We start from the raw sequence: 24,718 nt of genomic DNA on the forward strand, positions 1-24,718 counted from the left end.
GCTGGCATGCCTGGCACGCCAGCCGCATCACCTTAAGAGAACTCCACCTGCTCGCTGGCCGGCGCTTCCTTGTGGGAAAATCCCGGCTGCTCGACGCGGATAAACGCACAGAGGAAAAAGGCCACCACGTACAATGCGGTATAGGCGATGACGACCCCAATGGTGCTGAAGAACGGCAGCAGCACCACGGCGATCGCCGGGGCGAGAAAGTTCGACATCCCCGCCGACAGGTTATACACCGAAATCGCTGCGCCTTTGTGCTTCGGCTCCAGCGCCGGGAACACGGCGGCCAGCGGCACGAAGGCGGCGACAAAGATCCCCAGGGCGATGGCCGGGATCAGCGCCATCGCAAAGCTGTGGCCAAAGTGCTGAGGGATGTAGTAAAACGCCAGGCTGGAGAGCGCCATCCCGATGCAGCCGAACCAGCGCACCACCTTCATCCAGCCCAGTTTTTCGCCCAGAATGCCCCACAGCACGTTAGAGAAAATGGTGGTGAAGAAGAAGACCGCCCACACCTGGAGCCATTCCGAGGTGCTAAAGCCCAGCTCATCGACGAACATCATCGGCATTATCACCGCAAAGCCGAACAGCGAGAGGGTATTGATGATCCTGACCATGCTCGACAGCAGAATATTGCGGTTGGTATAGAGCAGCGTCGCGGCGCGGCCCAGCTCGGCAAACTTCTCGCAGGTGGTCAGGTTCTGCATATGCTGCGGCGTTTTAATATGGCGCAGGGAAGCCAGAGCAATCACGCCCCCGGTAACGCAGAAGGCCAGCGCCAGCCACAGGGTGCCCATTTCGCCAATGTGCGGAATGGTGAAACTCGGAATATAGCTGCCGAAGACGCCGATGCCGATGGAATAGACCGCCCAGAACCAGCCGATGGCCGAGCTGGCGTTGTCGCTTTTGACGTTATGGACAATCGCCACGATAAACGAGTAAAGGAATAGCGGATACGCGAAGCCGCGAATGCCGTAGAAAACCAGGATCAGCGCATAGTTGGCGTGACCGAGGCCGAAAACGAGGAACAGCACGTGGAATACGCACCACAGCACGAAGCCAATCATCATGGTTTTCAGCGGCGTAATAATTTCCGCCACCACGCCGGAAATCCACGCCGACAGCGCGGCGGCCAGGCCATAGAGGGTAAAGGCAAAGGAGGCCTCCGCCGGGGAGAATCCGAGCGCTTTGATATAGTGCGAGAGAAAGGCTAATTCAAAACCGTCGCCGGTCATAAATACGGCAATGGCGATGTATCCCCAGAGCAGGTTCAGGGGTAAACCGAGCCACTGTTTATTATTGATAGACATAATGACCTCGTTTTCAGGGTACAGGAGGCCGCTCCGGTCAGTTCACCGGAGCGGTTATGGTGATAAAAATTAATGCTGCCGATAATGCAGATCGTTTAAATACAGGGCCTTAAACTGCGCGTAGCGTTGCATCAGGGTGTGGTGGCGAACGGGATCCGCACGCCAGGTCTGCCAGACTTCCGGTTTTTCACATACCGCGGCAACCGGTTTGCCCGCCGCCAGGCAGGCCAGCCGCGCCGCGCCCAGCGCGCCGCCGGTCTCTCCGCCTTTGTGGGTCACCACCGGCATAGCGAGAATATCGGCCAGCAGCTGGGCCCAGAACGGACTGCGGGCGCCCCCGCCCACCAGCGAGCACTGCGCGATCGGCGTCCCGCTCTCTTTCAATACCTGCAGGCCGTCGTTGATGCCAAAGCTCACCCCCTCCAGCACCGCGTAGCCGAGCTGGGCGCGCAGGCTGGAGTGGGTCATACCCCAGAACATGCCGCGAGCGTCAGGATCGTTATGCGGGGTACGTTCCCCGGAGAGATAGGGCAGGAAGAACGGCGCGTTGGCTTTCTCCTCCTCGCTTAGCTCGGCAATCTCCGCCAGCAGCGCCACCTCCGTGGTGCCGGTCAGGCGGCAGAACCACTGCAAACAGCTGGCGGCGCTGAGCATCACGCTCATCTGATGCCACAGGTTCGGCAGAACGTGACAAAACGCATGGACCGCCGACTGCGGCGCCGGACGATAGGCGTCGGTCACCACAAACAGCACCCCTGAGGTGCCGAGCGAAATAAACGCGTCCCCCGGCGAGACCGCGCCGACGCCAATGGCGCTGACCGCGTTATCGCCGCCGCCCCCGGCCACCACCACCGAGGCGTTCAGCCCCCAGCGTTCGGCCACTTTCGGATCAAGGGTGGCGGAAACCTCGCAGCCTTCCACCAGCGTCGGCATCTGGCTGCGCGACAGACCGCACTTGTCCAGCAGCGCATCGGACCAGTCGCGCTTCGCCACGTCCAGCCACAGCGTCCCGGCGGCGTCCGACATATCGGAGACTTTCTTCCCGGTCATCCGGTAGCGCAGATAATCCTTCGGCAGCAGCACCGTGGCGGTGTGCTGAAAGTTTTGCGGCTCGTGACGACGCACCCACAGCAGCTTCGGCGCGGTAAAGCCGGGCATCGCCAGGTTGCCCGCCACCTGATGCAGCTCCGGCGCCATCTCCTCCAGCTCAGCGCACTCTGCGGCGCAGCGGGTGTCGTTCCACAGAATGGCCGGACGGATCGTCTCCCCCTTTTCATCCAGCAACACCGCGCCGTGCATCTGTCCGGAGAGGCCAATCGCCTTGACGGCCGGCCAGTGCTGGGCGCATTTTTCCCGCAGCGTGGCCATCAGATACTCCGTCGCCTCCCACCATAACTCCGGTGATTGTTCTGACCAGTGCGGATGAGGCCGCTGAATGCTCAGCGGCGCGCTATGGCTGGCGATAACCTGATTGTTCTCATCAATGACCAGCGCTTTGACTTCCGATGTGCCAAGATCGATACCCAGATACATAGCCACCTCTTATTTAATCAGCGTGTAAACGGCGGCGACTTTCTCGCGCATCAGCGCCAGGAAATCCGCGTTGTCGGCCAGGTCACCAAACAGGGCTTTATCGCGGGCGAAGACAGCCAGCGGATCCTGAGCCTCATACATCTCATGCACCGCCTGCTCATCCAGGATGCCGTCCTGGTACTGATACGGCAGGGTTCCCTTATGCCACTGCTCCATAAAGACGAAGAACAGCGCCGGCAGCATGGCGGTCGCTTCCGGGCGGACGCCGCGCTGATAGCATTCCTGCAGGGTTGGGGCGATCATCGCCGGAATTTTCGAGAAGCCGTCGGCGGCGACGCGCTGGTTGGTGTCCTGGATATGCGGGTTGGTAAAGCGCTTGAGCACCACATCGCGGTAGGTCGGCAAATCAATACCGTTATCGCCCAGGCATGGGATCACATCTTCCGTGATGTAGCGGTCGGCAATGGCGTAGATAACATCGGTGAGCGTGCTTTCGTGAATATACTGCTGGCCGATTAAGGTCCCCGCCCACGCAATGCAGCTGTGCGACGCGTTCAGGATGCGGATTTTCGCCTCTTCATACGGGATAACCGACTCGACCATCTCCACGCCGACCGCTTCCAGGTTCGGGCGGGCATCGCGGAAGTTGTTCTCCACCACCCACTGGATAAAGGTCTCGCCCATGACCGGCGCCTTATCGTCAATGCCGGTTTGCGCTTTGATACGGGCCGGCAGATCGGCCGCCGGACGCGGGGTGATGCGGTCCACCATGGTGTTCGGACAGGTGGTATTGGCCGCCATCCAGTCAATCACCGCCTGTTTGCCGGTAAGTTGCAGGAACTCCACCATCCCGTCGTGGAAGCGCTCGCCGTTATGACGCACGTTGTCGCAGTTGAGCAGGGTCAGCGGCCCGGCGTTGTCCGCCATGCGCTTTTCCAGAATTCGCGCGAGGGTGCCGTAAATGGTTTTGCATTCGCCTTTCAGGTCAGCCTGCAGATCGGGGTTGCTGGTTTCCAGCTGATGGCGGGTATTCAGGTAGTACCCCCCTTCCGTCACGGTAAAGGCGATAACTTTGGTTTGCGGGTTGGCCCCTTCATTAATCAGCGGCTGCAGCCCGGCCTGCCACGGCAGCAGTTTCTGAATTGAGGTGATCTCTTCATATTCACGCGCCCCTTCCGGGCTGACGGTCTCCAGGACGTAACGTCCGCCCTGCGCCGCCAGCGCCTGCACCACCTGCTCGGCGTCGTTGCGAATATTGCCCGCCGCGATGCGCCAGCGCTTATCGCCGGAAGCGATCAGACGATGCAGATACCACGCCTGATGCGCGCGATGAAAAGAACCTAGACCGATATGAAGCCATGTGAATTGATTGTTCATGTTCTGCTCTCCTTGAGTGGATGGCGCCACTGCAATTGATCATTTGACCAAAATAAGAGCCACGGATCACAAAAGATCAATTACCCATTTAAATTACAAATGACCAATAAAGAGCAAAAGCTTGCCAGTTATGGCAACCACGGCGAGAATGCGGATATTCGCCGGGCCAATTGCGTGCCCTGGCCAGCAACTTAGGGCGGGAAACCATGAGTAAAGAAGACGATATCCGGTTGGATCAGAAGGTGCGTGCCGCATGGATGTACTACATCGCCGGCCAGAATCAGAGCGAGATCGCCAGCCAGTTGGGCACCTCCAGACCGGTGGTGCAACGGCTGATCGCCGCCGCGAAAGAAGAAGGGATTGTGTCGATTAATCTGCACCATCCGGTGGCGAACTGCCTCGATTATGCGCAGTTGTTGCAGGAAAAGTACCGGCTTATCGAATGCAATGTGGTCCCCGCCTTTAGCGAAGAGAGTACCCTCGACAGCGTATCGTTTGGCTGCTATCAGCTGATGGCTCGCTATCTGCAGGATGATAAAGAGAAAATCATCGGCCTGGGCTCGGGCCTGACCCTGAAAAAAGCGCTGCAGCGCATCGATTTCGACAGCCTGAATACCCGCTGCGTGGCGCTGATCAGCGCCATGGACGCCGACGGGCAGTGCAACTATTACGATGACGTGCCCCTGCTGCTCACCCGCAAAATTAAGGCCAAGTACTATCAGTGGCCTGCGCCGCGCTACGCCCAGACCGCGGATGAGTATGAGATGTGGTGCACCAATCGCTTATTCCGCAGCGTCTCTGGCGTCGCCCGGGAGGCGGACGTCATTTTTGTCGGCATTGGTCCGCTGGGCACGCAAAGTCCCATCTTTAAAGACGGCTTTATCAATCAGGCGCAGATGGATGAGCTGACCGCCCGCGGCGGCATCGGGGAGATCCTCGGGCGGTTTATCGATGCAGAAGGCGAGGTGGTAGACAGCGAGATCAACCGCATGATCACCAGCTATGATATCCGCCAGAACCACTGCCCGCGGATTGCCGCGGCCTGTGGAGAATACAAACGACCGGCGATCCTGGCCGCCCTTAAAGGCGGCTGGATCAACGGTCTGGTGACCGATGAACATACCGCGCGCTGGCTGCTGACGCGCTAACGGCAATCAGCAGACGGCGACTCAGCTACTGCTCATCAATCGCGGCGGAATTTCAATCCGCTGCTGGCTGGCTTCGCCGGCGTCAATAATCGAAAAAACAGCGTCCAGCATCGCCGGTACGTCCTGCTGCACCATGTCGATATCGTGCCCCAGCAGATAGACAAACGGATCCCAGTCGAAGCAGCCCATCGGCGGCTGCTCGCTGCCGGTCAGCCCTACCTGCGACAGCCAGCGCACAACCCCTTCGAGGGATATCGTCGAGTTAACAAATATCCCCTGCAATAGCGTCTTCGCGCTGCCAAACCGCTCCTGCAGGCAGGCCTCAACGTGACCTTTCGAATAGCCGGGAGCCAGAATATTCGCCTGCGGCACGCGCAGCCCCTGCTCGTGATGCGCATCGTGAAAGCCGCGTAAGCGCTCGCTGGTGTTATGGTCGTTGCTGCGCCCGCCGATGAAGGTCAGCGGCGCCAGCTCTCCCCGACGGCGGGCGCTATTAGCGAGGATCTTGTGGGTCAGCGCTTTCGCGCCGCCGTAGTTATCTGAAATCACCGACGGAGAGAGAGACCCCGGCAGGTCGAGATTGATCGTGGGCACGCCCGCCTGCTGGCACAGAGCGGAAATTTTATCCGGATTGGTCGCCCCGGTCGCGATCACCCAGTCAACCTGCCAGGAGAGCATCGCTTTTACCGCTTCGAGCTCCAGATCCGGGCTTCGGCGCGTACAGGTGATAATCGGCAGCAGGCCACGCTCGCGGGCCATCTCCTCAAAGCGTTCGGCGACGGAGCCGAAGTAGCGGTTATCGTATTTGGGGATAATCATGCCAATGACGTGTGATTTTTTACTGCGCAGCATGCTGGCCTGGCGGTTAATCGCATAGCCCTGCTCCTCAGCAATCCGTGTCACCTTTTCGGCAAGCTTTGCGCTGATGCGGCGTTTTTTCCAGTTGCCGTTGAGGATTGCGCTCACCGCGCTCGCCGAAACGCCGGAAAGCTCCGCCAGGTCGTAAATCGTTATCTTCTTCATTTTTCCAACTTGCGTCACAAAATCATGTCGCTGTTAATTTCCCCACTTGCTCAATCGATGAAGCGAGAGCAACATAGCTTCATCGATTGAGCATCCATTTCACGCCAGGAAGTACGCGCGCATACCGCCTTAACATGCCAGCAAGCCTGAATAATGATGCTGATATTCAATAGGTTACCATGTTTTTGTCCATCACCTCGAACGCGATGCCCTCGGGTTCGATAGTTGCAACCAGACACGGCAAAGGATTATAAAATGAACCACTCTGTCTCCTCTATGAATACTTCCCTCAGCGGTAAAGTCGCCGCGATCACCGGCGCGGCGTCCGGTATCGGCCTCGAGTGCGCGAGGACCCTGCTGGGAGCTGGCGCAAAAGTGGTGCTTATCGACCGCGAAGGCGAAAAGCTCAACAAACTGGTCGCCGAACTTGGCGAAAACGCCTTCGCTCTGCAGGTGGATCTGATGCAGGCGGACCAGGTCGATAACCTTCTGCAGGGCATTTTGCAGCTCACCGGGCGTCTCGATATCTTCCACGCCAACGCCGGGGCCTATATCGGCGGGCCGGTGGCCGAGGGCGACCCGGACGTCTGGGACCGCGTGCTGCACCTCAACATCAACGCCGCCTTCCGCTGCGTGCGCAGCGTCCTGCCGCATCTGATCGCGCAAAAATCCGGGGATATTATTTTCACCAGCTCCATCGCGGGCGTGGTGCCGGTGATCTGGGAGCCTGTCTATACCGCGTCGAAATTCGCCGTGCAGGCGTTTGTACATACGACTCGTCGCCAGGTGGCGCAGTATGGCGTGCGCGTCGGCGCCGTACTACCGGGCCCGGTGGTGACCGCTCTGCTGGACGACTGGCCAAAAGCCAAAATGGATGAAGCGCTGGCCAACGGCAGTTTGATGCAGCCGATTGAAGTGGCGGAGTCAGTGCTGTTTATGGTGACGCGTTCGAAAAACGTCACCGTACGCGACATTGTGATCCTGCCGAACAGCGTGGATCTCTGATCCGTAACCAGCCTGTGAGAGGATGTGATGCAAAACGATACGCAAAACATTATTGGTGTGGATGTCGGTTCGGGCAGTGTGCGCGCCGGGGTATTCAATCTGCGTGGCGAGCTTCTCGCCCACGCGACCCGGGAAATTACCCTCTTTCGCAGCGCCGGAAACAGGGTGGAGCAGTCGAGCCGTGAGATCTGGCAGGCGGTGTGCTACTGCATTAAAACCGCCGTGGCCAGCGCCGGCGTCCCGCCGTCATCGATCGCCGGGATCGGCTTCGATGCCACCTGTTCGCTGGTGGTGATTGGCGATAACGACGTGCCGCTGGCGGTCGGGCCTTCGGACGATCCGGACCGCAATATTATCGTCTGGATGGATCATCGCGCCACCGGGCAGGCGGAAAAGATCAACGCGACGGGCCACCCGGTGCTGCAGTACGTTGGCGGCAAAATTTCGCCGGAGATGGAAACGCCGAAAATTCTGTGGTTGAAGGAGAATCGCCCGCACATCTATCAGCAGGCGCGCCACTTCTTCGACCTCGCTGATTACCTTACCTGGCGCTCAACCGGCGATGAAGCCCGCTCGGTCTGCACTGTGACCTGTAAATGGACCTACCTGGCGCATGAACAACGCTGGGATGCCGGCTACTTCCGCCAGATTGGCCTCGAAGAGCTGGCGGATGAAGATTTTGTCCGCATCGGCCAACGGATTGTCGAACCTGGAACCCCCTGCGGCGACGGTCTTTGCGCCACGGCGGCGGAGGAGATGGGCCTGCCGATCGGTACGCCGGTGGCGGTGGGGATGATTGACGCCCACGCGGGCGGCATCGGCACCGTCGGGGTACTTAACGGCGCGGTCAACAATATGGCCTACGTCTTCGGCACCTCCTCCTGCACCATGACCACCACTGAGGAAGCGGTGTTCGTCCCCGGCGTCTGGGGCCCATACTATTCGGCGATGGTGCCTGGCTACTGGCTGATTGAAGGCGGACAAAGCGCCGCCGGCGCGGCTATCGACCAGCTGCTGAGCTTCCATCCGGCGGCGGCGGAGGCTCACGAGCAAGCGAAAGCGGCGGGCGTCCCTCTGCCGGTCTGGCTGGCGGATCGCGTACTGGCGCAGACGGCTTCGCCTTCTGAGGCGGTAACGCTGGCCGCCGGTCTGCACGTGGTGCCCGAATTTCTCGGTAACCGCGCGCCGCTTGCCGACCCACACGCGAAAGCGCTGATTGCCGGGCTGGGGATGGAGCGGGACCTGGATAACCTGACCGCGCTGTACGTTGCCGGATTATGCGGGATTGGCTATGGCCTGCGACAGATCCTCGACGCCCAGCGCGCCTGCGGGATTGAGAGTGAAAATATCGTCATCAGCGGCGGGGCCGGACAGCATCCGCTGGTGCGTCAGCTGCTGGCCGACGCCTGCGGCGTTAGCGTCGTGAGCACCGTCAGCAGCGAGCCAGTGCTGTTAGGCTCCGCCATCCTCGGCGCGGTGGCGGGCAGAGTCGCGGCTTCGCTGCCGGAGGCCATGAAGCAATTCACTCAGGTGGATGCCACCTATCACAGCGAGACTGCGTTTAGCTCGTTACATCAGCGCAGATATGAGGCCTATAAGGCGCTACAACAGGCCGGCAGGCTGATTCGCGAATAACATCCCTCTTTTTTTAATAACAATAATGCTCCGCTGCTGTGCAGCGGAGACACTCATCTGCACTCTGAAATCGAGGTCAACATGTCCGTAAATAACAAACAGTGGTATGGTCTACCGCTCAACCTCATCTGGGGATATGTCGCCATCGCCGTGTTTATGACCGGCGACGGCTTTGAGCTGGCTTTTCTGTCGCACTACATCAAAACACTCGGATTCACCCCGGCGCAGGCTTCCTTTGCCTTTACGCTTTACGGTCTGGCCGCCGCCCTCTCGGCGTGGATTTCCGGCGTGGTGGCGGAAATCATCACCCCGCGCAAGGCCATGATGATCGGCTTCGTGCTGTGGTGTGTATTCCACGTGCTGTTCCTCGTCTTCGGCCTCGGTCGCGCCAACTATGCGCTGATCCTGCTGTTTTATGGCATTCGCGGCCTGGCCTACCCGCTGTTCCTCTACTCATTTATCGTCGCCATTATCCACAACGTTCGCAGCGACAGTTCCAGCTCTGCGCTGGGCTGGTTCTGGGCGGTCTACTCCGTGGGTATCGGCGTGTTCGGCAGCTATATTCCGAGCTTCACCATTCCCCACATTGGCGAAATGGGCACCCTGTGGCTGGCGCTGGTCTTCTGTGCCGCCGGCGGCATCATTGCGCTGGTGTCGATGCGTCATACCGAAACGCCGCGCCATATGCAGAACCTGACCACTCGCGAAAAACTCGGCGAACTGGGGCGCGCCGCGACGCTGATCTATACCAACCGCAGCATCCTGTTCTCCAGCATCGTGCGCATTATTAACACCCTGTCGCTGTTTGGTTTTGCGGTGATTATGCCGATGATGTTCGTTGATGAGCTGGGCTTTACCACCTCGGAGTGGCTCCAGGTGTGGGCGGCCTTCTTCTTTACCACCATCTTTTCGAACGTTTTCTGGGGGATCGTGGCGGAGAAAATGGGCTGGATGAAGGTGATTCGCTGGTTCGGCTGCATCGGGATGGCGCTTTCCAGCCTGGCGTTTTACTACATCCCTCAGCACTTTGGCCACAGCTTTGCGATGGCGCTGGTGCCGGCTATTGCCCTGGGTATTTTCGTCGCCGCGTTCGTGCCGATGGCGGCGGTGTTCCCGGCGCTGGAGCCGAACCATAAAGGCGCGGCGATTTCGGTCTATAACCTGTCTGCCGGGCTGTCGAACTTTCTGGCGCCGGCGATCGCGGTGGTGCTGCTGCCCTATTTCAGCACCATCGGGGTGGTGATTGCCTATACCGCCTTATATATTCTGGCCTTCTTCCTGTGCCCGTTAATCCGCGTTGAACAGCCTGGCATTACCCGCGCTCAGAGTACGAAACCATTTACCGCCAACGCGGCGGAGTCTTAATAAACCCGACATCTGCTATGAACAACGAGCAATCCGGGCGGTGACGCCCGGATTTTCGCCTTAGGCGATAGTCACTTTGCCGTCCAGATAGACATCCTGCACGGCATTGATCAGCTTCACGCCGTCGGCCATCGATTTCTTAAACGCTTTGCGGCCAAGGATCAGCCCCATGCCGCCGGCGCGTTTATTGATCACCGCCGTGCGCACCGCGTCGGCAAGGTCGGTCTCCCCGCCCGCCGCGCCGCCGGAGTTAATCAGCCCGGCGCGGCCCATGTAGCAGTTGGCCAGCTGGTAGCGCACCAGATCGATGGGGTTATCGCTGGTCAGTTTGCTGTACACCCGGTCATCGGTATAGCCGAAGTTAACCGCTTTGTAGCCGCCGTTATTCTCCGCCATCTTTTGCTTGACGATATCGGCGCCGATGGTGGCCGCCAGGTGGTTGGCCTGACCGGTCAGGTCAGCGGAAACATGGTAGTCGACACCGTCTTTCTTGAATGCCGAATTGCGCAGATAGGCCCACAGCACGGTGACCAGGCCCAGCTCATGGGCCCGCTCAAAGGCCGCAGAGATCTCTTCTATCTGACGACGCGATTGTTCCGAGCCGAAATAGATCGTCGCGCCCACGGCCACCGCCCCCATATTGAACGCCTGCTCAACGCTGGCGTAGAGGGTCTGGTCGTACTCGGTGGGGTAGCTCAGCGTTTCGTTATGGTTGAGCTTCACCAGGAAAGGAATGCGATGCGCGTAACGGCGCGACACCGAGGCCAGCACGCCGTAGGTCGACGCCACACAGTTACAGCCGGCTTCGATCGCCAGCTCGACGATATTCTTCGGGTCAAAGTACAGCGGGTTGGCGGCGAAGGAGGCCCCCGCCGAGTGCTCCACGCCCTGGTCGACCGGCAGAATGGACAGGTAGCCGGTCCCCCCCAGTCGTCCGGTGTTGTACAGGGTTTGCATATTGCGTAGCACCGCCGGCGGCCGGTTGTTATCCACCATCACCCGATCAACATAATCTGCGCCAGGCAGATACAGCTGGTCGGCCGGAATGGTTATACAACGGTGCTGCAAAAGGCTCTCGGCATCTTTGCCCAGCAACTGCGTAATATCAGTCATAGCAATCTCCCGTAAGGCCGGCCGGAGCCGGCATGCATTATCCCAACCCAATTATTTTGGGCAGGTTAAGCCTGGTACCGACTTAGCCTATTTTCCAGCCGGGAGGGCATTTTTTCAGGAGATTCTGCTGTCCCGTTACGCTGCCATTTACCACCAGGCATGGAAATGGTGCACCGGCCCGATGCCGTGGCCCACCTCCAGGGAGTCGGCCTGCGCCAGGGCCGCCGACAGCCAGGCCTTGGCCTCGGTAACGGTGGCCGCCCAGTCGGCGTGACGCGGACGCAGCGCCGCCAGCGCCGCCGAGAGCGTGCAGCCGGTGCCGTGCGTGTTTTTGGTCTGTACTCGCGGCGCGGTAAATCGCTGTTCCCCTTCGCGGGTAAAGAGCCAGTCCGGGCTCTCGGCATCGTCGAGATGGCCGCCCTTCATCAATACCGCGCCGCAGCCCAGCGCCAGCAGCGCCCGCCCCTGCTCCAGCATTTCGCGCTCGTTGCGCGCATGGGGTGCATCAAGCAGGGCGGCCGCTTCCGGCAGGTTCGGGGTGATCAGCGACACCTGCGGCAACAATCGTTGACGCAGGGTCTCCACCGCCGAGGCCGACAGCAGCGGATCGCCGCTTTTCGCCAGCATGACGGTATCCAGCACCACGTTGGCCACCCGGTAGCGCGCCAGCCGCTCGGCCACGGCTTCCACAATATCGGTTTCCGCCAGCATGCCGATTTTGGTGGTATCGATGCGCACATCGCTGAACACCGAATCGAGCTGCGCCGCCACAAAGTCCGGTTCAATACGATAGACCGACTGCACGCCGCGGGTGTTCTGCGCCACCAGGGCGGTGATCGCCGAGCAGCCGTAGGCCCCCAGCGCGGAGAAGGTTTTCAGATCGGCCTGGATACCGGCCCCGCCGCTGGGATCGGTGCCGGCGATGGTCAGAGCATTGATGCGTTTCATGCGCGCACCTCCTGATACAGCGCGTCAAGAAACGCCGGAACAAAGCTCCCGGGCCCCCCGTGACGGGCAGCGATTTCCCCGGCCTGCTTCATGAGCCCGCAGGCGGCGGCCACGTTTTCCAGCCGGTCTCCCGGCAGCGCCGCGCTCGCCGCCACCACCGCCGACAGCGCGCAGCCGGTGCCCACCACCCGGGTCATCAGCGCACTGCCGCCCGCCACGCTGAGCACCCGCTCGCCGTCGGTGACGTAATCCACCTCACCGGTGACCGCCACGACGGTGGTCAACTGACGAGCCAGCGCCTGGGCCGCCGGCAGCGCCGCGGCGGCCGTATCGGTGGTATCCACCCCGCGCCCGCCGGCGCTCATCCCGGCCAGCGCCAGAATTTCGGAGGCATTCCCGCGAATGGCCGCCGGCTGGAAGGCCAGCAGCGCGTGACAAAAGGCCGTGCGCACGGTCAGGGCGCCGACCGCCACCGGATCCAGCGTCCAGGGCTTGCCGGCCTGGCGGGCCTGCTCCACTGCGGCACGCATGGCCACTGCGCGATCTTCGGTCAGGGTGCCGACGTTGATTAACAGCGCATCGGCGATGGCGGCGAACTGCGCCGCTTCGCGGGGATCGATCACCATCGCCGGCGAGGCGCCGACGGCCAGCAGAACATTGGCGGTAAAGGTCTGCACCACGTCATTGGTCATGCAGTGCACAAGGGGGGAATGGGCGCGCAGCAGATGGCGCAGGTGCGCGACAGGCGCGGGATTCAACAGCTCAGGCATGGTTTGCTCCCGCCAGACGAGGTAGAAGCAATGACCCTGCGGTCTCTGACTTCCCTACGCTGGCATTATCCAGATCAGGTGGTACGGGTATTTCTCAGCCTTCAACGAAGAAGGGCACCCCGAGTCATTTAGTAAGAATTAACTTACTTTTTGGCAGCTTAGGGGAAGTTGCCCATTGAGGCAAGCCTGCCTTACAGGCTATAGAGTCCTTACAATGAAAGTGAACCTGATCAGCGAGCACTAGTCTTTCGTTAGGTATACGCCACAAATTTAGTTATGTAACAACTAACAGCAAGAGAAATATATCGACATAAAGATTTTAACCAACTAGAAAAAAGTCAGCATCCCTAATGAAGGGGAAGGCGGGCTTATGACAAGGGACCACACTATAAGTTGCTGATTTGCGATGTTATTCTCTGCTGTTGATATAAGGAGCTTTCGGTTCCTAAGTGACTAAATTTGAAAGGTTATTTATTTTTTGGAGCGAAAAAGGCAATTACTTTAGTAAATTTTTATAAACCATGTTCTCTGTAAGGTTAACGTAAGCAGTTCTGTGTTAAAAGCATGCTCAAAGGTCCAAAAGCGGAAGTTATAGCAACGACAAAAGGCCAGATAGCAGAAATACATAGTACCAGCATACAAGTTGTGCGATGGTCCTCCAAACTCTTCTAAACCTCATCCAGTCTGTTTCTTGTTTACTAATGGTTCATATAAATGATTCAACTCGTGACCAAGGATTAGGAACACCTCTTGTTTTGAGTCCATAGGTACTAAAAAGCGACATTTCTCAACTAACGGTTTATACTACACAGGATGAATATTAAAAAACAATAAAATCAATGTGTTATGTTTTGATTCTTTTCGTTACAATGTTAGTTATTTACATTTTCTATACTTTAACTTAAAGCTAGCTCAAGGGAGTTATGAATTCATAATTTTCTCGATCCTATATCAAATGGCTTATAATTTGGATCAATTGTGAGTAATGGCATGACATTGCTTCCTCCAGGATCCAACGGGAATTAAACTAACTATCAATAGGTCAATCAGAATTATGCGAAAAATAGCTACTACTCTCCTAGCCATTGCCTCAATCCTAGCAGTATGCCAATCATCCGTATCAGCACGGATGACATGTGCCATCAATGTAGACATGAAATACGTCAAGCCTCCAATGTCAAGAATTAAAGATGATACAGGCAATCTTCGTCCCCCATCACCGATGCAGCAGGTTCATACGGAAAGCATGTTAGCTGGGCAAGATATTTATATTCAAAGCATTAAGTCGGAAAAAGATCTGCGCCTAATGTTAGTAAGTGCTATCGCATGGAAAAATGGAATGGGAAATGTGTGGCTTGAAGCATCAAAAGAATATCTTCTAGCTTGGATTAAAACTTATGAGCCGGAATATCACCCCATTAATGAAACTGTTTTCGATCAATTAATTCAAACGTACGCAATTATTAAGTCAAATCTATCCCCCCAAGAGCGCAGCGATATAAACAAATATTTATATAATTGGGCAAATGGATACATAACTCGAATTAATAATGCACCAAAAGGAATATCTTGGTATAGTAACTGGCAAAGCCACAGAATTAAACTCATTACATTAATAGCTGTTGCAACAGATAACGATCACCTTTTTAACGAATCAAGAAGATTATTTCAAAAGCAAATTGAAGAAAACATGAATAGTGAGGGGGAAGTTGTTGACTTCAAACAACGAGATGCTATTCACTATGTTGTATACGACCTCCAACCACTACTACAGGCTGCACTTGCCGCAATGTCACGCGGTGAAGATTGGTATCATTGGATTGCCCCAAATAATGCATCACTTGAAAAAGGAGTAAATTGGCTGACCCCCTATGTCACAGGAGAAAAAACACATAATGAATTTATAAATTCAAAAATAAAACTTGACGCCATAAGAAAACAGCGCGGTCTAAAAAATTTCAATGGTATATTTCGGCCTGAGGAAGCTAAATCAGTTTACTGGTTAGCATCTGCATTCAATGCATCATATGAACCACTAGCTTTGAAGCTCCTCGCTAAACCTCCTTTAATTATGGATTGGTGCAATTAATTTCATTTCATTCATAGTCATCTAATTTATAATATGATGCATTCTGGTTAAGAATGCATCTTTTCACAGGACTAAGTCTCATTTAGTTAAATAGATTGTCACATCAACATTTGATAACCCGTGGCAATGGCCCAAAAGCAATGCAGTGGGAAATCAAAGTTTCTCGTCTTTCCCTGTAATCCTGTCCAAAATTCAGTGCAGTGCTAAATCAGAGAGCTTCGTCTTTCCGGAGACTTCGGATGAATTCAGCCGGAGTCATGTCATTTAATGATGAATGCGTTCTCTCATGATTATATTCCCTGCGCCAGTTGTCGAGTTTGTCCTGCGCATCTTCCAGCGACAGGAACCAGTGAATGTTCAGGCATTCATCCCGCAGACTGCCGTTAAATGATTCAATAAACGGGTTATCCGTTGGTTTTCCGGGGCGGGAGAAGTCCATTGTGACACCGTGCTCATACACCCATTATCCAGACTTTTCGAAATAAACTCGCTGCCGTTATCTGTCTGAATACGTACAGGCAGGCGCTTGCCCAACCCCCGCAACCTTTCCATCACACCGACCACATCCTCACCTTTCAGCGACTTTCCGGCATGGAACGCCACACACTCCCGACTAAAATTATCCACTACAGTCAGTGCCCGGAAACATCGTCCGTTAAACAGGTTATCCGACACGAAATCCACACTCCAGCACTGATCGACACCGGTCAGGACCGGACGTTGCTGACGATGTGCTGCACTGACATGCCTGCGGGGGCGCTTTTTGCGCAGGTTGAGGCCTTCCAGACAGTAAATCCGGTGTGTTTTCTTGTGGTGAACAGGCCAGCCTTCCCGCCGCAGCTGAATATGAATACGCGGGCAACCGTAGCGGATCCGGCTTTCCGCTATTTCCCTGATACGCAGGGTTATCGCCCGATCATCCGGCCGGCTCTGCCAGTGCTCGACCATTCTGCTCTGCCTCAGCTTTCCCCCGTTCGCCAGCTAATACAAAAGGCGTAATTTCTGATTAAAAATGTGTTTTTTGCAAGCAAAACTGGATGAATGTAAATGTGTGGTTATATTTAAAAAATCTGTAACAAACAGTCACCTGCGTTAAATCGGTAAAACCGAACGAACCATGCAATAAATGAGGATTGCAATGAAATTAACCCCGATAGTGAAAGGGTTAGCGTTAGCGGGCATGTTAAGTAGTCTCGCTTTCGCCGCCTGGGCAGATACGTCAGCCAAAGAGGCAACCGAAGCGACCAAAAAAGCGAACGATGCCCTCTACAACCAACTCCCCTTCTCCGATAACACCGATTTCACCAATGCGCATAAAGGCTTTATTGCCGCCCTGCCGCCAGAGGTCATCAAAGGCGAACAGGGCAATGTCATCTGGGATCCGGGCCAGTACGCCTTCATTAAAGAAGGGGAAAAAGCGCCAGAAACCGTAAACCCGAGCCTGTGGCGTCAGTCGCAGCTGATCAACATCAGCGGCCTGTTTGAAGTCACCGACGGGGTCTACCAGATCCGCAACCTCGATCTCTCCAATATGACAATCATTGAGGGCAAAGAGGGGGTCACCGTCGTAGACCCGCTGGTCTCAGCTGAAACCGCCAAAGTCGGCATGGATCTCTACTATAAAAACCGGGGTAAAAAACCGGTCGTCGCGGTGATCTACACCCACAGCCACGTTGACCACTACGGCGGCGTGCGCGGCGTGGTGGATGAAGCCGACGTCAAAGCGGGTAAAGTAAAAATCTACGCGCCGTCCGGCTTTATGGAAGCGGCGGTGGCGGAAAATATCATGGCCGGGAACGTCATGAGCCGCCGCGCCAGCTATATGTACGGCAACCTGCTGAAGCCGGACGCTAAAGGCCAGGTGGGCGCGGGCCTCGGGACTACCACCTCGGCAGGCACCGTCACCCTGATTGCGCCAACCAACATCATTGATAAGGATGGCCAGAAAGAGGTGATCGACGGCCTGACCTATGACTTCATGCTGGCGCCAGGCTCCGAAGCGCCGTCAGAAATGCTGTGGTATATCGAAGAGAAGAAATTGATCGAATCCGCAGAGGATGTCACCCACACCCTGCATAACACCTACTCGCTGCGCGGGGCGAAGATCCGTGAGCCGCTGCCGTGGTCGAAATATATCAACCAGGCGATCGTTCGCTGGGGCGATAAGGCTGAGATCATAATGGCCCAGCACCACTGGCCGACCTGGGGCAACGAGAACGTGGTTAACCTGCTGAAGAGTCAGCGTGACCTGTATCGTTACATCAACGACCAGACCCTGCGGATGGCTAACGAAGGCCTGACCCGCGATGAAATCGCCGCTAACTTTAAGCTGCCGGACGGCCTCGCCAATACCTGGGCTAACCGCGGCTACTACGGCTCGGTCAGCCACGATGTGAAGGCCACCTACGTGCTGTATCTCGGCTGGTTCGACGGCAACCCGGCCACCCTTGACGAACTGCCGCCGGAAGAAGCGGCGAAGAAGTTCGTCGAGTACATGGGCGGCGCGGATGCCATCCTGAAGAAAGCGAAAGAGGATTACGACCAGGGTAACTACCGCTGGGTTGCCCAGGTGGTGAGCAAAGTCGTCTTCGCCGACCCTAACAACCAGCAGGCGCGTCATCTGGAAGCCGATGCCCTGGAGCAATTAGGCTATCAGGCGGAGTCCGGCCCGTGGCGTAATTTCTACCTTACCGGCGCCCAGGAACTGCGCAACGGCGTGGTGAAAGGTCCGACCCCGAACACCGCCAGCCCGGACACCGTCCGCGCCATGACCCCGGAAATGTTCTTTGATTATCTGGCGGTCCATATCAATGGCGAAAAAGCGGGCAATGCGAAGTCGGTCTTCAATATCGATCTGGGCAATGACGGCGGTAAATATAAACTGGAACTGGAAAACGGCGTGCTGAACCACACCGCCAATGCGCAAGCCAATGAGGCGGATGCCACCCTGACGCTGGATCGCGCTACCCTGAATAAAATCATTCTCAAAGAAGAGACCCTGAAGCAGGCGGAAGATAAGGGGGAAGTTAAAATCAGCGGTAACGGGGCTAAACTCGATGAAATGTTGGGCTATATGGACCCGTTTGACTTCTGGTTTAACATCGTGACGCCGTAATGATTCGCTGACGGCTATCCTGGTATCAAGGCGGTGATCCCGCCTTGTTACCCTCTCCTGCCCGGTCAGTACTCCGCAGGCAGCGGTCGATCGATAGAGATCAGTTTGCCACGTTTCATCGTGATATATCCCCCCGCCTTTAAGTCCGCCAGCACGCGAAACACATGAGTGCGCGAAAGATTCGTACGCCGGATGATAAATAACGCCAGCCCCTCGTTTTCACCCTCATGCGTATGCTGCCGATACAAATAGCGATACAGCATCGGACGAATCGTCTGGTAGCTGGTGACCTGGCGACGTTCATTGTGCAGGTCGATGGTAAAGATACTCATGAACACCAACACCTTCGCCAGCGCCTCAACGCGCTGCGGGTGGGTAGCAATAAAAAGGCGATCAAAAGTGGCGTAGGAAATTTTACGCAGCGTCACGGTTGCGCTTCCGGTATATTCAAATTTCGCCAGCGGGCAATACCGCTCCATCAGGCCAATCGGCATATGCTCAATAGTATTACCGATATTCAACCCATCATCCGGCATTAATATGGATAGCGAACCCTCGGTGCAAAAATAAATATACCCCGGTTGCGGGCACCATTTTTTATTGGCGGCGAGAATAACCTCTTCACCTTCCACGAGGATATCGGCAAAAAAGTCGGCTATGGCTAACGTCTTATAATAACTATGTATTTCCTGGAAATTCATTCTCTGCCCTCGCCTGCGCCGTTAGCGACAGTATAGCAGTCCTCGCCGGCTAAAGACGAGGAGATCCTTTAGCGGCGCCGCGCCAGTCCCATATGGGACTATTCAGCGGAATATTAGTCTTTAGAATAAACGACAAGCCATTCACTTTTTAAGCGGGAGATATTTTTTATTTCCGCATAATAAATTACCTGAGAGGTAGTGATGAAATTAAATCAGATAGCCAAAAATCTGGCGCTGGCCGGAATGTTATCGTCTTTGTCGGTAACCGCCTTTGCCGCCGCGCAACAACAGGATGCCACACCGGCCACGCGGGAGGCGAACCAGGCGCTATACCGTAAACTGCCGTTTGCGGATAAAACCGACTTTAACAACGCCCATCAGGGATTTATCGCGCCCCTGCCGCCGGCGATGCTCAAAGGTGACCAGGGAAATATTATCTGGGATCCGGCCAAATATAATTTCGTCAAAGAGGGCGAAAAGGCGCCGGACACCGTCAATCCCAGCCTGTGGCGACAGTCGCAGCTGCTTAATATCGGCGGTCTGTTCAAAGTCACCGACGGCGTTTACCAGATCCGTAATCTCGATCTTTCCAATATGACCATTATTGAAGGCAAAACCGGGATCACCATCATCGACCCGCTGCTAAGCGCCGAACCGGCTAAAGAGGCTCTGGCGCTCTATTTTGCCCACCGGCCGAAAAAACCGGTGGTGGCGGTGCTGTTTACCCACAGCCATGTGGACCACTACGGCGGTATCCGCGGGGTGGTGGATGAAGCCGATGTCAAAGCCGGAAAAGTGAAGATTTACGCCCCGGACGGCTTTATGAAAGAAGCGGTTTCCGAAAATATCATGGCCGGTACCGCGATGAGCCGCCGCGCCAGCTATATGTATGGCAATCTGCTGAAGCCGGACGCCAAAGGTCAGGTTGGCGCCGGTCTCGGCACCACCACCTCGGCGGGTACCGTCACGCTGATCCCGCCGACCAACTACATTACCCATACCGGTCAGCAGGAAGTGATTGACGGCCTGACCTATGACTTTATGATGGCGCCGGGCTCGGAAGCGCCGTCTGAGATGCTGTGGTATGTCAAAGAGAAGAAAATGATCGAGGCGGCAGAGGATGTCACCCATACCCTGCACAACACCTACTCGCTGCGCGGCGCCAAAATCCGCGATCCGCTGGCGTGGTCGAAATACATCAACGCCGCCATCGACCGCTGGGGCAACGATGCGGAAGTGATTATCGCGCAGCACCACTGGCCGACCTGGGGCAACGACAATATCGTTAAGCTGATGAAAGGTCAGCGCGATATGTATCGCTATATCAACGACCAGACTCTGCGGATGGCGAATTTGGGCATGACCCGCGATGAGATCGCCGCCAACTTCAAGCTGCCGGAGTCCCTTGAGAAACAGTGGTCCAGCCGCGGCTACTACGGTTCCGTCAGCCACGATGTGAAAGCGACCTACGTCTTTTACCTCGGCTGGTTCGACGGCAACCCGGCCACCCTCGACGAGCTGCCGCCAGATCAGGCGGCGAAGAAGTTCGTGGAATATATGGGCGGCGCCGATGCCATCATGCAGAAAGCCAAAGCCGACTACCAGCAGGGGAACTACCGCTGGGTGGCGCAGGTGACCAGCAAAATCGTCTTCGCCGATCCGAACAATCAGCAGGCGCGTCATCTGGAAGCCGACGCCCTGGAGCAGCTCGGGTATCAGGCGGAAGCCGGGACCTGGCGCAACTTCTACCTCACCGGCGCTCAGGAACTGCGTAACGGCGTGCAGAAACTGCCGACGCCGAACACCGCCAGCCCGGATACCGTGCGGGCGATGACGCCGGAAATGTTCTTCGATTATCTCGGGGTGCATATCAACGGCGAAAAAGCCGGGGCGGCTAAAGCGGTCTTTAACATCGACCTCGGTAAAGACGGCGGCAAGTACAAACTGGAGCTGGAAAACGGCGTGCTTAACCATACCGCCAATGCGGTAGCCGACAACGCAGACGCCAGCATCTCGCTCAGCCGCGATACCCTGAATAAGATCATCCTGAAACAGGAGACGCTGAAGCAAGCTCAGGCTAACGGCGAGGTTAACATTCGCGGCAATGGCGCTAAGCTCGACGAAATGCTGAGCTATATGGACACCTTTGCCTTCTGGTTCAACATCGTCACCCCATAAGCGCCACGCGCCCCACGCTCCCCCGCCGCCCGTCAGGCCGCGGGGGAACTTTATCTTCAGGCAAACGCGCCGAGGGTTTGCCATCCCCCCGCCCGCGGCTCAAAATACGCTGAGGACAACTTTTTTGCGCGGAGGTATTTATGGCGCTTTATCACCATGCGCTGGTACTGATTAACAGCAGTCAGGACGGCGTCCCGCTGCTCGAGCATGCCGCCAGAATGGCGGAAGAGAACGGCATGCGCATCACTATCGCCCACATCAGCACCGACTACCGGGCGCTGAACTATGTTTCCGACAGCCTGCGCGACGATCAGGTCTCGCAGGAGGTGATCCAGGCCAAAGCCCTGCTCAACGAGCTGGCCTGCACCGTCTCCCTGCCGGTGGATACCCTCTCGCTGGTGACCACCCGCCGCTTTGAAGATGTCGAAACCTGCGTTCGACAGCGGCAGATCGATTTAATTATTGCCGGGCACCATAACCGGCTGCTGGGCGTCCTCTCCTCACACTCGCTGGAGTACATCAACCACTTGACCATAGACGTGCTGATCAAGCACCTGCCCTAGCGCAAGGCGGCCTGCAGCAGGGAAAAACAGGCTTCGATAAGCGGCGGCAGCGCCTGCGGCCCGCGCATCAGGGCCACCGTGCGGGTCAACGCCGGCTGCTGCAGCTGGGCGACCTTGAGCGCCGGGTCCTGCAGATGGGTGGTGTACAGCTCCGGCAGTATCGCCACCGCTAAGCGCGAGCGCACCAGGCCATACAGGGTTTCGATATAGTCCACCTGGTAGCGGGTGGTCAGCGTCAGGCGATGGCTCTCCACTAATGCCGCCACCAGCCGCTGAATATTGCCCTTCGAGAAGACGGCAATGTCCCGCCCCACCAGCTGTTTCCACGGCAGATGCGCCTGCGCGGCCAGCGGATCGTCGCGGTGCAGCACCGCCACGAAGGGATCGTCGCGCAGCGGATAGACCAGCAGTTCTGCGGGCAGTGAGCTGTCGATCGCCCCGATGCCGAAATCAATCTCGCCGCGCAGCAGCGCCTGGATGAGCGCATCGTTGGTCTGATCGTGAAATTCAATACGCAGGCGGGGAAAGGCCTGGGCCAGGGTCTGCGGCAGCAGCGGAAACAGCAGCGAACTGACCGACGGCACCAGGCCGATGCGCACCGTCCCGTCGCCGCCCGCCTCGACGATCTGCTGCATATCGAAAAAGGCCGCCTGCGCCACGCTGAGGATCCGCTGGGCGTGGGGTAAAATCGCCGCCCCCAGTTCAGTCAGGGTGACCGCCGAAGCGGTGCGGTTGACCAGCTTGCCGCCGAGCACCGTTTCAATCTGCCGCAGAGCGCTGCTCAGCGCCGGCTGGCTAATCGCCAGCCGACTGGCGGTATCGGTAAAATGGCGCAGCTGGGCCAGGGTGACGAAATACTGAAGCTGTTTAAGAGAGAGCGCGGGCAGCCGCTGCCAGGGTTCGTTCATCATCGGGTTCGCTACGGTGGTCCTGCACAATAACCCGAGCTTATCGGGTGATAAATTTATTCATCTGGGCAAACGTTTGCTGTGCCCCTAGAGTATCCGCATTATCCTTGTGCCGGAGTGGTTATGTCCAGCAATGCTCAAGTCCGCCGTCGCGCCGTGCAGGCCGCGCGCGGCGAATCCCCGTTTGATCTGCTGCTGGTCGATGCGCAGATCGTCGATATGGCCACGGGCGAAATCCGCCCGGCTGACGTCGGTATCGTCGGCGAGATGATCGCCAGCGTCCACCCGCGCGGCAGCCGCGTCGACGCCCATGAAGTGCGTTCCCTGTCCGGCGGCTACCTGTCGCCCGGCCTGATGGACACCCACGTGCACCTTGAAAGCTCCCACCTGCCGCCCGAGCGCTACGCCGAAATCGTCCTCACTCAGGGCACCACCGCGGTGTTCTGGGATCCGCATGAGCTGGCCAATGTGCTCGGCGTCGAGGGCGTGCGTTACGCGGTAGACGCCAGCCGCCACCTGCCGCTGCAGGTGATGGTCGCCGCGCCGTCGAGCGTGCCCTCCACCCCCGGACTCGAAATGTCCGGCGCCGATTTCGCCGGCGCGGAAATGGAGACCATGCTCGGCTGGCCGGAAGTGCGCGGCGTGGCGGAAGTGATGGATATGCACGGCGTGCTGCACGGCAGCGAGCGGATGCAGGAGATTGTCCAGGCCGGTCTCAACAGCGGAAAACTGATTGAAGGCCACGCCCGCGGGCTGAGCGGCGCCGACCTGCAGGCCTACCTCGCCGCCGGCGTCACCTCCGATCATGAACTGACCTCGGCGGACGACGCGCTGGAAAAACTGCGCGCCGGGCTGACGATCGAGATCCGCGGCTCGCACCCCTACCTGCTGCCGGATATCGTGGCGGCGTTGAAAACGCTGCCGCACCTCTCTTCGCAGATCACCGTCTGCACCGACGACGTGCCGCCGGATATGCTGCTGGAGAAAGGCGGGATCATCGCCCTGCTCAACCTGCTGATCGAGCATGGATTACCGGCGGTCGATGCGCTGCGTTTCGCCACCCTCAACGCTGCTATTCGCCTGCAGCGCCACGATCTCGGGCTGATTGCCGCCGGGCGACGCGCCGACCTGGTGGTGTTTGATTCTCTGGAGAAACTGGCGGCCCGCGAAGTCTACGTTGGCGGGGAACGGCTGGCCCATGCCGGCCGCCTGCTGAAGCCGATCGCCCCGGCGCCGGGCGTGACGCCGCCGCGCGATACCTTGCAGATAGCCCCCCTCGCCGCCGATGACTTTATCCTGCGCATCAAGGGCATTCGCCACGGCGTTGCCCGCCTGCGCCATATCCGCGGCGCGCGCTTCACCCAGTGGGGTGAGGTCGAAGTGCAGATCCGCGACGGCCAGGTCCAGCTGCCCGCCGGCTTCAGCCTGATCTGGGTCAAGCACCGCCACGGCCGCCATCAGGCGACGCCGCAAATCGCCCTGCTTGAAGGCTGGGGCGAGCTGCGCGGCGCCATCGCCACCAGCTATTCCCACGATTCACACAATCTGGTGGTGCTCGGGCGCAATGCTGAGGATATGGCGCAGGCGGCCAACCAGCTTATCGCCTCCGGCGGCGGGATGGCGCTGGCGCAACGGGGCGAAATCCTCGCCCATGTGGCGATGCCGATTGCCGGCATGCTGTCGGATCTCCCGGCGGCAGAGCTGGCGCGTCAGTTCCGCGAGCTGCGCGATCTGAGCAGCAAAATCGCCGACTGGGAGCCGCCGTACCGGGTCTTTAAGGCCATTGAAGGCACCTGTCTTGCCTGTAACGCCGGGCCGCATTTAACCGATTTGGGTCTGACCGACGGCGGCAGGCGCCAGATAGTCGACCCGTTGATAGCCTGCCGGGAAACCCCGGCGCCAACGCCTCACAACAATAATCCTCAGGGAGCCTGAGC

At 57.6% G+C, this 24,718-nt stretch carries 18 protein-coding genes, 1 pseudogene and 1 riboswitch; of the genes and pseudogenes, 9 read left to right on the top strand and 10 right to left on the bottom strand.

The window, feature by feature from the left end:
* Positions 1-32: 32 nt before the first annotated feature.
* The 3 genes from dalT to dalD form a co-directional block, all read right to left on the bottom strand.
* A complete protein-coding gene (gene dalT, locus ABLV04_RS17315) occupies positions 33-1,310 on the bottom strand; it encodes a D-arabinitol transporter (protein WP_348815967.1) in 1,278 nt (425 codons plus the stop codon).
* A 69-nt stretch (positions 1,311-1,379) separates the two neighbouring features.
* The gene (xylB, locus tag ABLV04_RS17320; protein ID WP_348815969.1) at positions 1,380-2,843 is read right to left on the bottom strand and encodes a xylulokinase; all 1,464 of its coding nucleotides are present in this window, start codon (positions 2,841-2,843) and stop codon (positions 1,380-1,382) included.
* A 9-nt stretch (positions 2,844-2,852) separates the two neighbouring features.
* Positions 2,853-4,220, bottom strand: coding sequence for a D-arabinitol 4-dehydrogenase (dalD, locus tag ABLV04_RS17325; protein ID WP_348815971.1), 1,368 nt, complete (start codon positions 4,218-4,220; stop codon positions 2,853-2,855).
* A 206-nt stretch (positions 4,221-4,426) separates the two neighbouring features.
* Between dalD and ABLV04_RS17330 the strand changes: the two genes are divergently transcribed.
* Positions 4,427-5,368 (top strand): sugar-binding domain-containing protein, encoded by a 942-nt coding sequence (locus ABLV04_RS17330; RefSeq protein ID WP_032453484.1) that lies wholly within the window; start codon positions 4,427-4,429, stop codon positions 5,366-5,368.
* A 21-nt stretch (positions 5,369-5,389) separates the two neighbouring features.
* Here the strand turns inward: ABLV04_RS17330 and ABLV04_RS17335 are convergent, their stop codons facing one another.
* A complete protein-coding gene (locus ABLV04_RS17335) occupies positions 5,390-6,391 on the bottom strand; it encodes a LacI family DNA-binding transcriptional regulator (protein WP_032453485.1) in 1,002 nt (333 codons plus the stop codon).
* Between the two features lie 255 nt (positions 6,392-6,646).
* Here ABLV04_RS17335 and ABLV04_RS17340 point away from each other — a divergent pair, with 255 nt between their 5' ends.
* The 3 genes from ABLV04_RS17340 to ABLV04_RS17350 all read left to right on the top strand — a co-directional run bounded on the left by ABLV04_RS17340 (position 6,647) and on the right by ABLV04_RS17350 (position 10,396).
* Positions 6,647-7,396, top strand: coding sequence for an SDR family oxidoreductase (locus ABLV04_RS17340; RefSeq protein WP_004180592.1), 750 nt, complete (start codon positions 6,647-6,649; stop codon positions 7,394-7,396).
* A gap of 27 nt (positions 7,397-7,423) precedes the next feature.
* On the top strand, positions 7,424-9,031 hold the full coding sequence (locus ABLV04_RS17345) for an FGGY-family carbohydrate kinase (protein ID WP_348815972.1): 1,608 nt from the start codon (positions 7,424-7,426) through the stop codon (positions 9,029-9,031).
* Positions 9,032-9,112: 81 nt separating this feature from the next.
* The gene (locus ABLV04_RS17350) at positions 9,113-10,396 is read left to right on the top strand and encodes an RbtT/DalT/CsbX family MFS transporter (protein WP_147733353.1); all 1,284 of its coding nucleotides are present in this window, start codon (positions 9,113-9,115) and stop codon (positions 10,394-10,396) included.
* 60 nt (positions 10,397-10,456) lie between these two features.
* Here the strand turns inward: ABLV04_RS17350 and fbaB are convergent, their stop codons facing one another.
* From fbaB to thiM, 3 genes are all read right to left on the bottom strand, one after another.
* Positions 10,457-11,509, bottom strand: a complete 1,053-nt coding sequence (gene fbaB / locus ABLV04_RS17355) for a class I fructose-bisphosphate aldolase (RefSeq protein WP_004201578.1) — start codon at positions 11,507-11,509, stop codon at positions 10,457-10,459.
* A 147-nt stretch (positions 11,510-11,656) separates the two neighbouring features.
* Positions 11,657-12,457 carry a bifunctional hydroxymethylpyrimidine kinase/phosphomethylpyrimidine kinase gene (thiD, locus tag ABLV04_RS17360; protein WP_009307429.1) on the bottom strand — a complete coding sequence of 267 codons (801 nt, stop codon included), beginning with the start codon at positions 12,455-12,457 and terminating at the stop codon, positions 11,657-11,659.
* Positions 12,454-13,227 carry a hydroxyethylthiazole kinase gene (gene thiM, locus ABLV04_RS17365; protein ID WP_023290408.1) on the bottom strand — a complete coding sequence of 258 codons (774 nt, stop codon included), beginning with the start codon at positions 13,225-13,227 and terminating at the stop codon, positions 12,454-12,456. Before thiM ends, thiD begins: the two co-directional genes overlap by 4 nt.
* 34 nt (positions 13,228-13,261) lie before the next feature.
* A riboswitch (TPP riboswitch) is annotated at positions 13,262-13,359 on the bottom strand.
* 1,021 nt (positions 13,360-14,380) lie between these two features.
* On the opposite strand from thiM, the gene ABLV04_RS17370 reads away from it, so the two are divergent.
* The gene (locus ABLV04_RS17370) at positions 14,381-15,316 is read left to right on the top strand and encodes an alginate lyase family protein (protein ID WP_348815974.1); all 936 of its coding nucleotides are present in this window, start codon (positions 14,381-14,383) and stop codon (positions 15,314-15,316) included.
* A gap of 208 nt (positions 15,317-15,524) precedes the next feature.
* Here the strand turns inward: ABLV04_RS17370 and ABLV04_RS17375 are convergent.
* Positions 15,525-16,288: pseudogene (locus tag ABLV04_RS17375) on the bottom strand (IS3 family transposase); the annotation flags it as partial.
* A gap of 166 nt (positions 16,289-16,454) precedes the next feature.
* Here ABLV04_RS17375 and ABLV04_RS17380 point away from each other — a divergent pair.
* Positions 16,455-18,431 (top strand): alkyl sulfatase dimerization domain-containing protein, encoded by a 1,977-nt coding sequence (locus ABLV04_RS17380; RefSeq protein WP_348815976.1) that lies wholly within the window; start codon positions 16,455-16,457, stop codon positions 18,429-18,431.
* Positions 18,432-18,496: 65 nt separating this feature from the next.
* Here ABLV04_RS17380 and ABLV04_RS17385 read toward each other — a convergent pair whose 3' ends face one another.
* Positions 18,497-19,132 (bottom strand): helix-turn-helix domain-containing protein, encoded by a 636-nt coding sequence (locus tag ABLV04_RS17385; RefSeq protein WP_087827396.1) that lies wholly within the window; start codon positions 19,130-19,132, stop codon positions 18,497-18,499.
* A 201-nt stretch (positions 19,133-19,333) separates the two neighbouring features.
* On the opposite strand from ABLV04_RS17385, the gene ABLV04_RS17390 reads away from it, so the two are divergent.
* Complete coding sequence (locus tag ABLV04_RS17390) at positions 19,334-21,310, top strand: alkyl sulfatase dimerization domain-containing protein (RefSeq protein ID WP_348815985.1); 1,977 nt, start codon at positions 19,334-19,336, stop codon at positions 21,308-21,310.
* Positions 21,311-21,450: 140 nt separating this feature from the next.
* Positions 21,451-21,873 (top strand): universal stress protein, encoded by a 423-nt coding sequence (locus ABLV04_RS17395; protein ID WP_023290412.1) that lies wholly within the window; start codon positions 21,451-21,453, stop codon positions 21,871-21,873.
* On the opposite strand, the gene ABLV04_RS17400 is transcribed toward ABLV04_RS17395, so the two are convergent.
* Positions 21,870-22,784 carry a LysR family transcriptional regulator gene (locus ABLV04_RS17400; protein ID WP_023290413.1) on the bottom strand — a complete coding sequence of 305 codons (915 nt, stop codon included), beginning with the start codon at positions 22,782-22,784 and terminating at the stop codon, positions 21,870-21,872. The two genes, ABLV04_RS17395 and ABLV04_RS17400, sit on opposite strands and share 4 nt — an antisense overlap.
* Positions 22,785-22,904: 120 nt before the next feature.
* On the opposite strand from ABLV04_RS17400, the gene ABLV04_RS17405 reads away from it, so the two are divergent.
* Entirely contained in the window at positions 22,905-24,716 is a 1,812-nt protein-coding gene (locus ABLV04_RS17405; RefSeq protein ID WP_348815978.1) for an adenine deaminase C-terminal domain-containing protein, read from the top strand.
* The last annotated feature ends 2 nt before the right edge of the window (positions 24,717-24,718 follow it).

It is taken from the genome of Klebsiella sp. JN_Kp127, assembly GCF_040062505.1.
Lineage (GTDB): Bacteria > Pseudomonadota > Gammaproteobacteria > Enterobacterales > Enterobacteriaceae > Klebsiella > Klebsiella quasipneumoniae.

Excerpts from the sequence above, each read along its gene's own strand:
- dalT (WP_348815967.1), bottom strand. The coding sequence starts at position 1,310 with ATGTCTATCAATAATAAACAGTGGCTCGGTTTACCCCTGAACCTGCTC.
- xylB (WP_348815969.1), bottom strand. The coding sequence starts at position 2,843 with ATGTATCTGGGTATCGATCTTGGCACATCGGAAGTCAAAGCGCTGGTC.
- dalD (WP_348815971.1), bottom strand. The coding sequence starts at position 4,220 with ATGAACAATCAATTCACATGGCTTCATATCGGTCTAGGTTCTTTTCAT.
- ABLV04_RS17330 (WP_032453484.1), top strand. The coding sequence starts at position 4,427 with ATGAGTAAAGAAGACGATATCCGGTTGGATCAGAAGGTGCGTGCCGCA.
- ABLV04_RS17335 (WP_032453485.1), bottom strand. The coding sequence starts at position 6,391 with ATGAAGAAGATAACGATTTACGACCTGGCGGAGCTTTCCGGCGTTTCG.
- ABLV04_RS17340 (WP_004180592.1), top strand. The coding sequence starts at position 6,647 with ATGAACCACTCTGTCTCCTCTATGAATACTTCCCTCAGCGGTAAAGTC.
- ABLV04_RS17345 (WP_348815972.1), top strand. The coding sequence starts at position 7,424 with ATGCAAAACGATACGCAAAACATTATTGGTGTGGATGTCGGTTCGGGC.
- ABLV04_RS17350 (WP_147733353.1), top strand. The coding sequence starts at position 9,113 with ATGTCCGTAAATAACAAACAGTGGTATGGTCTACCGCTCAACCTCATC.
- fbaB (WP_004201578.1), bottom strand. The coding sequence starts at position 11,509 with ATGACTGATATTACGCAGTTGCTGGGCAAAGATGCCGAGAGCCTTTTG.
- thiD (WP_009307429.1), bottom strand. The coding sequence starts at position 12,457 with ATGAAACGCATCAATGCTCTGACCATCGCCGGCACCGATCCCAGCGGC.
- thiM (WP_023290408.1), bottom strand. The coding sequence starts at position 13,227 with ATGCCTGAGCTGTTGAATCCCGCGCCTGTCGCGCACCTGCGCCATCTG.
- ABLV04_RS17370 (WP_348815974.1), top strand. The coding sequence starts at position 14,381 with ATGAAATACGTCAAGCCTCCAATGTCAAGAATTAAAGATGATACAGGC.
- ABLV04_RS17380 (WP_348815976.1), top strand. The coding sequence starts at position 16,455 with ATGAAATTAACCCCGATAGTGAAAGGGTTAGCGTTAGCGGGCATGTTA.
- ABLV04_RS17385 (WP_087827396.1), bottom strand. The coding sequence starts at position 19,132 with ATGAATTTCCAGGAAATACATAGTTATTATAAGACGTTAGCCATAGCC.
- ABLV04_RS17390 (WP_348815985.1), top strand. The coding sequence starts at position 19,334 with ATGAAATTAAATCAGATAGCCAAAAATCTGGCGCTGGCCGGAATGTTA.
- ABLV04_RS17395 (WP_023290412.1), top strand. The coding sequence starts at position 21,451 with ATGGCGCTTTATCACCATGCGCTGGTACTGATTAACAGCAGTCAGGAC.
- ABLV04_RS17400 (WP_023290413.1), bottom strand. The coding sequence starts at position 22,784 with ATGATGAACGAACCCTGGCAGCGGCTGCCCGCGCTCTCTCTTAAACAG.
- ABLV04_RS17405 (WP_348815978.1), top strand. The coding sequence starts at position 22,905 with ATGTCCAGCAATGCTCAAGTCCGCCGTCGCGCCGTGCAGGCCGCGCGC.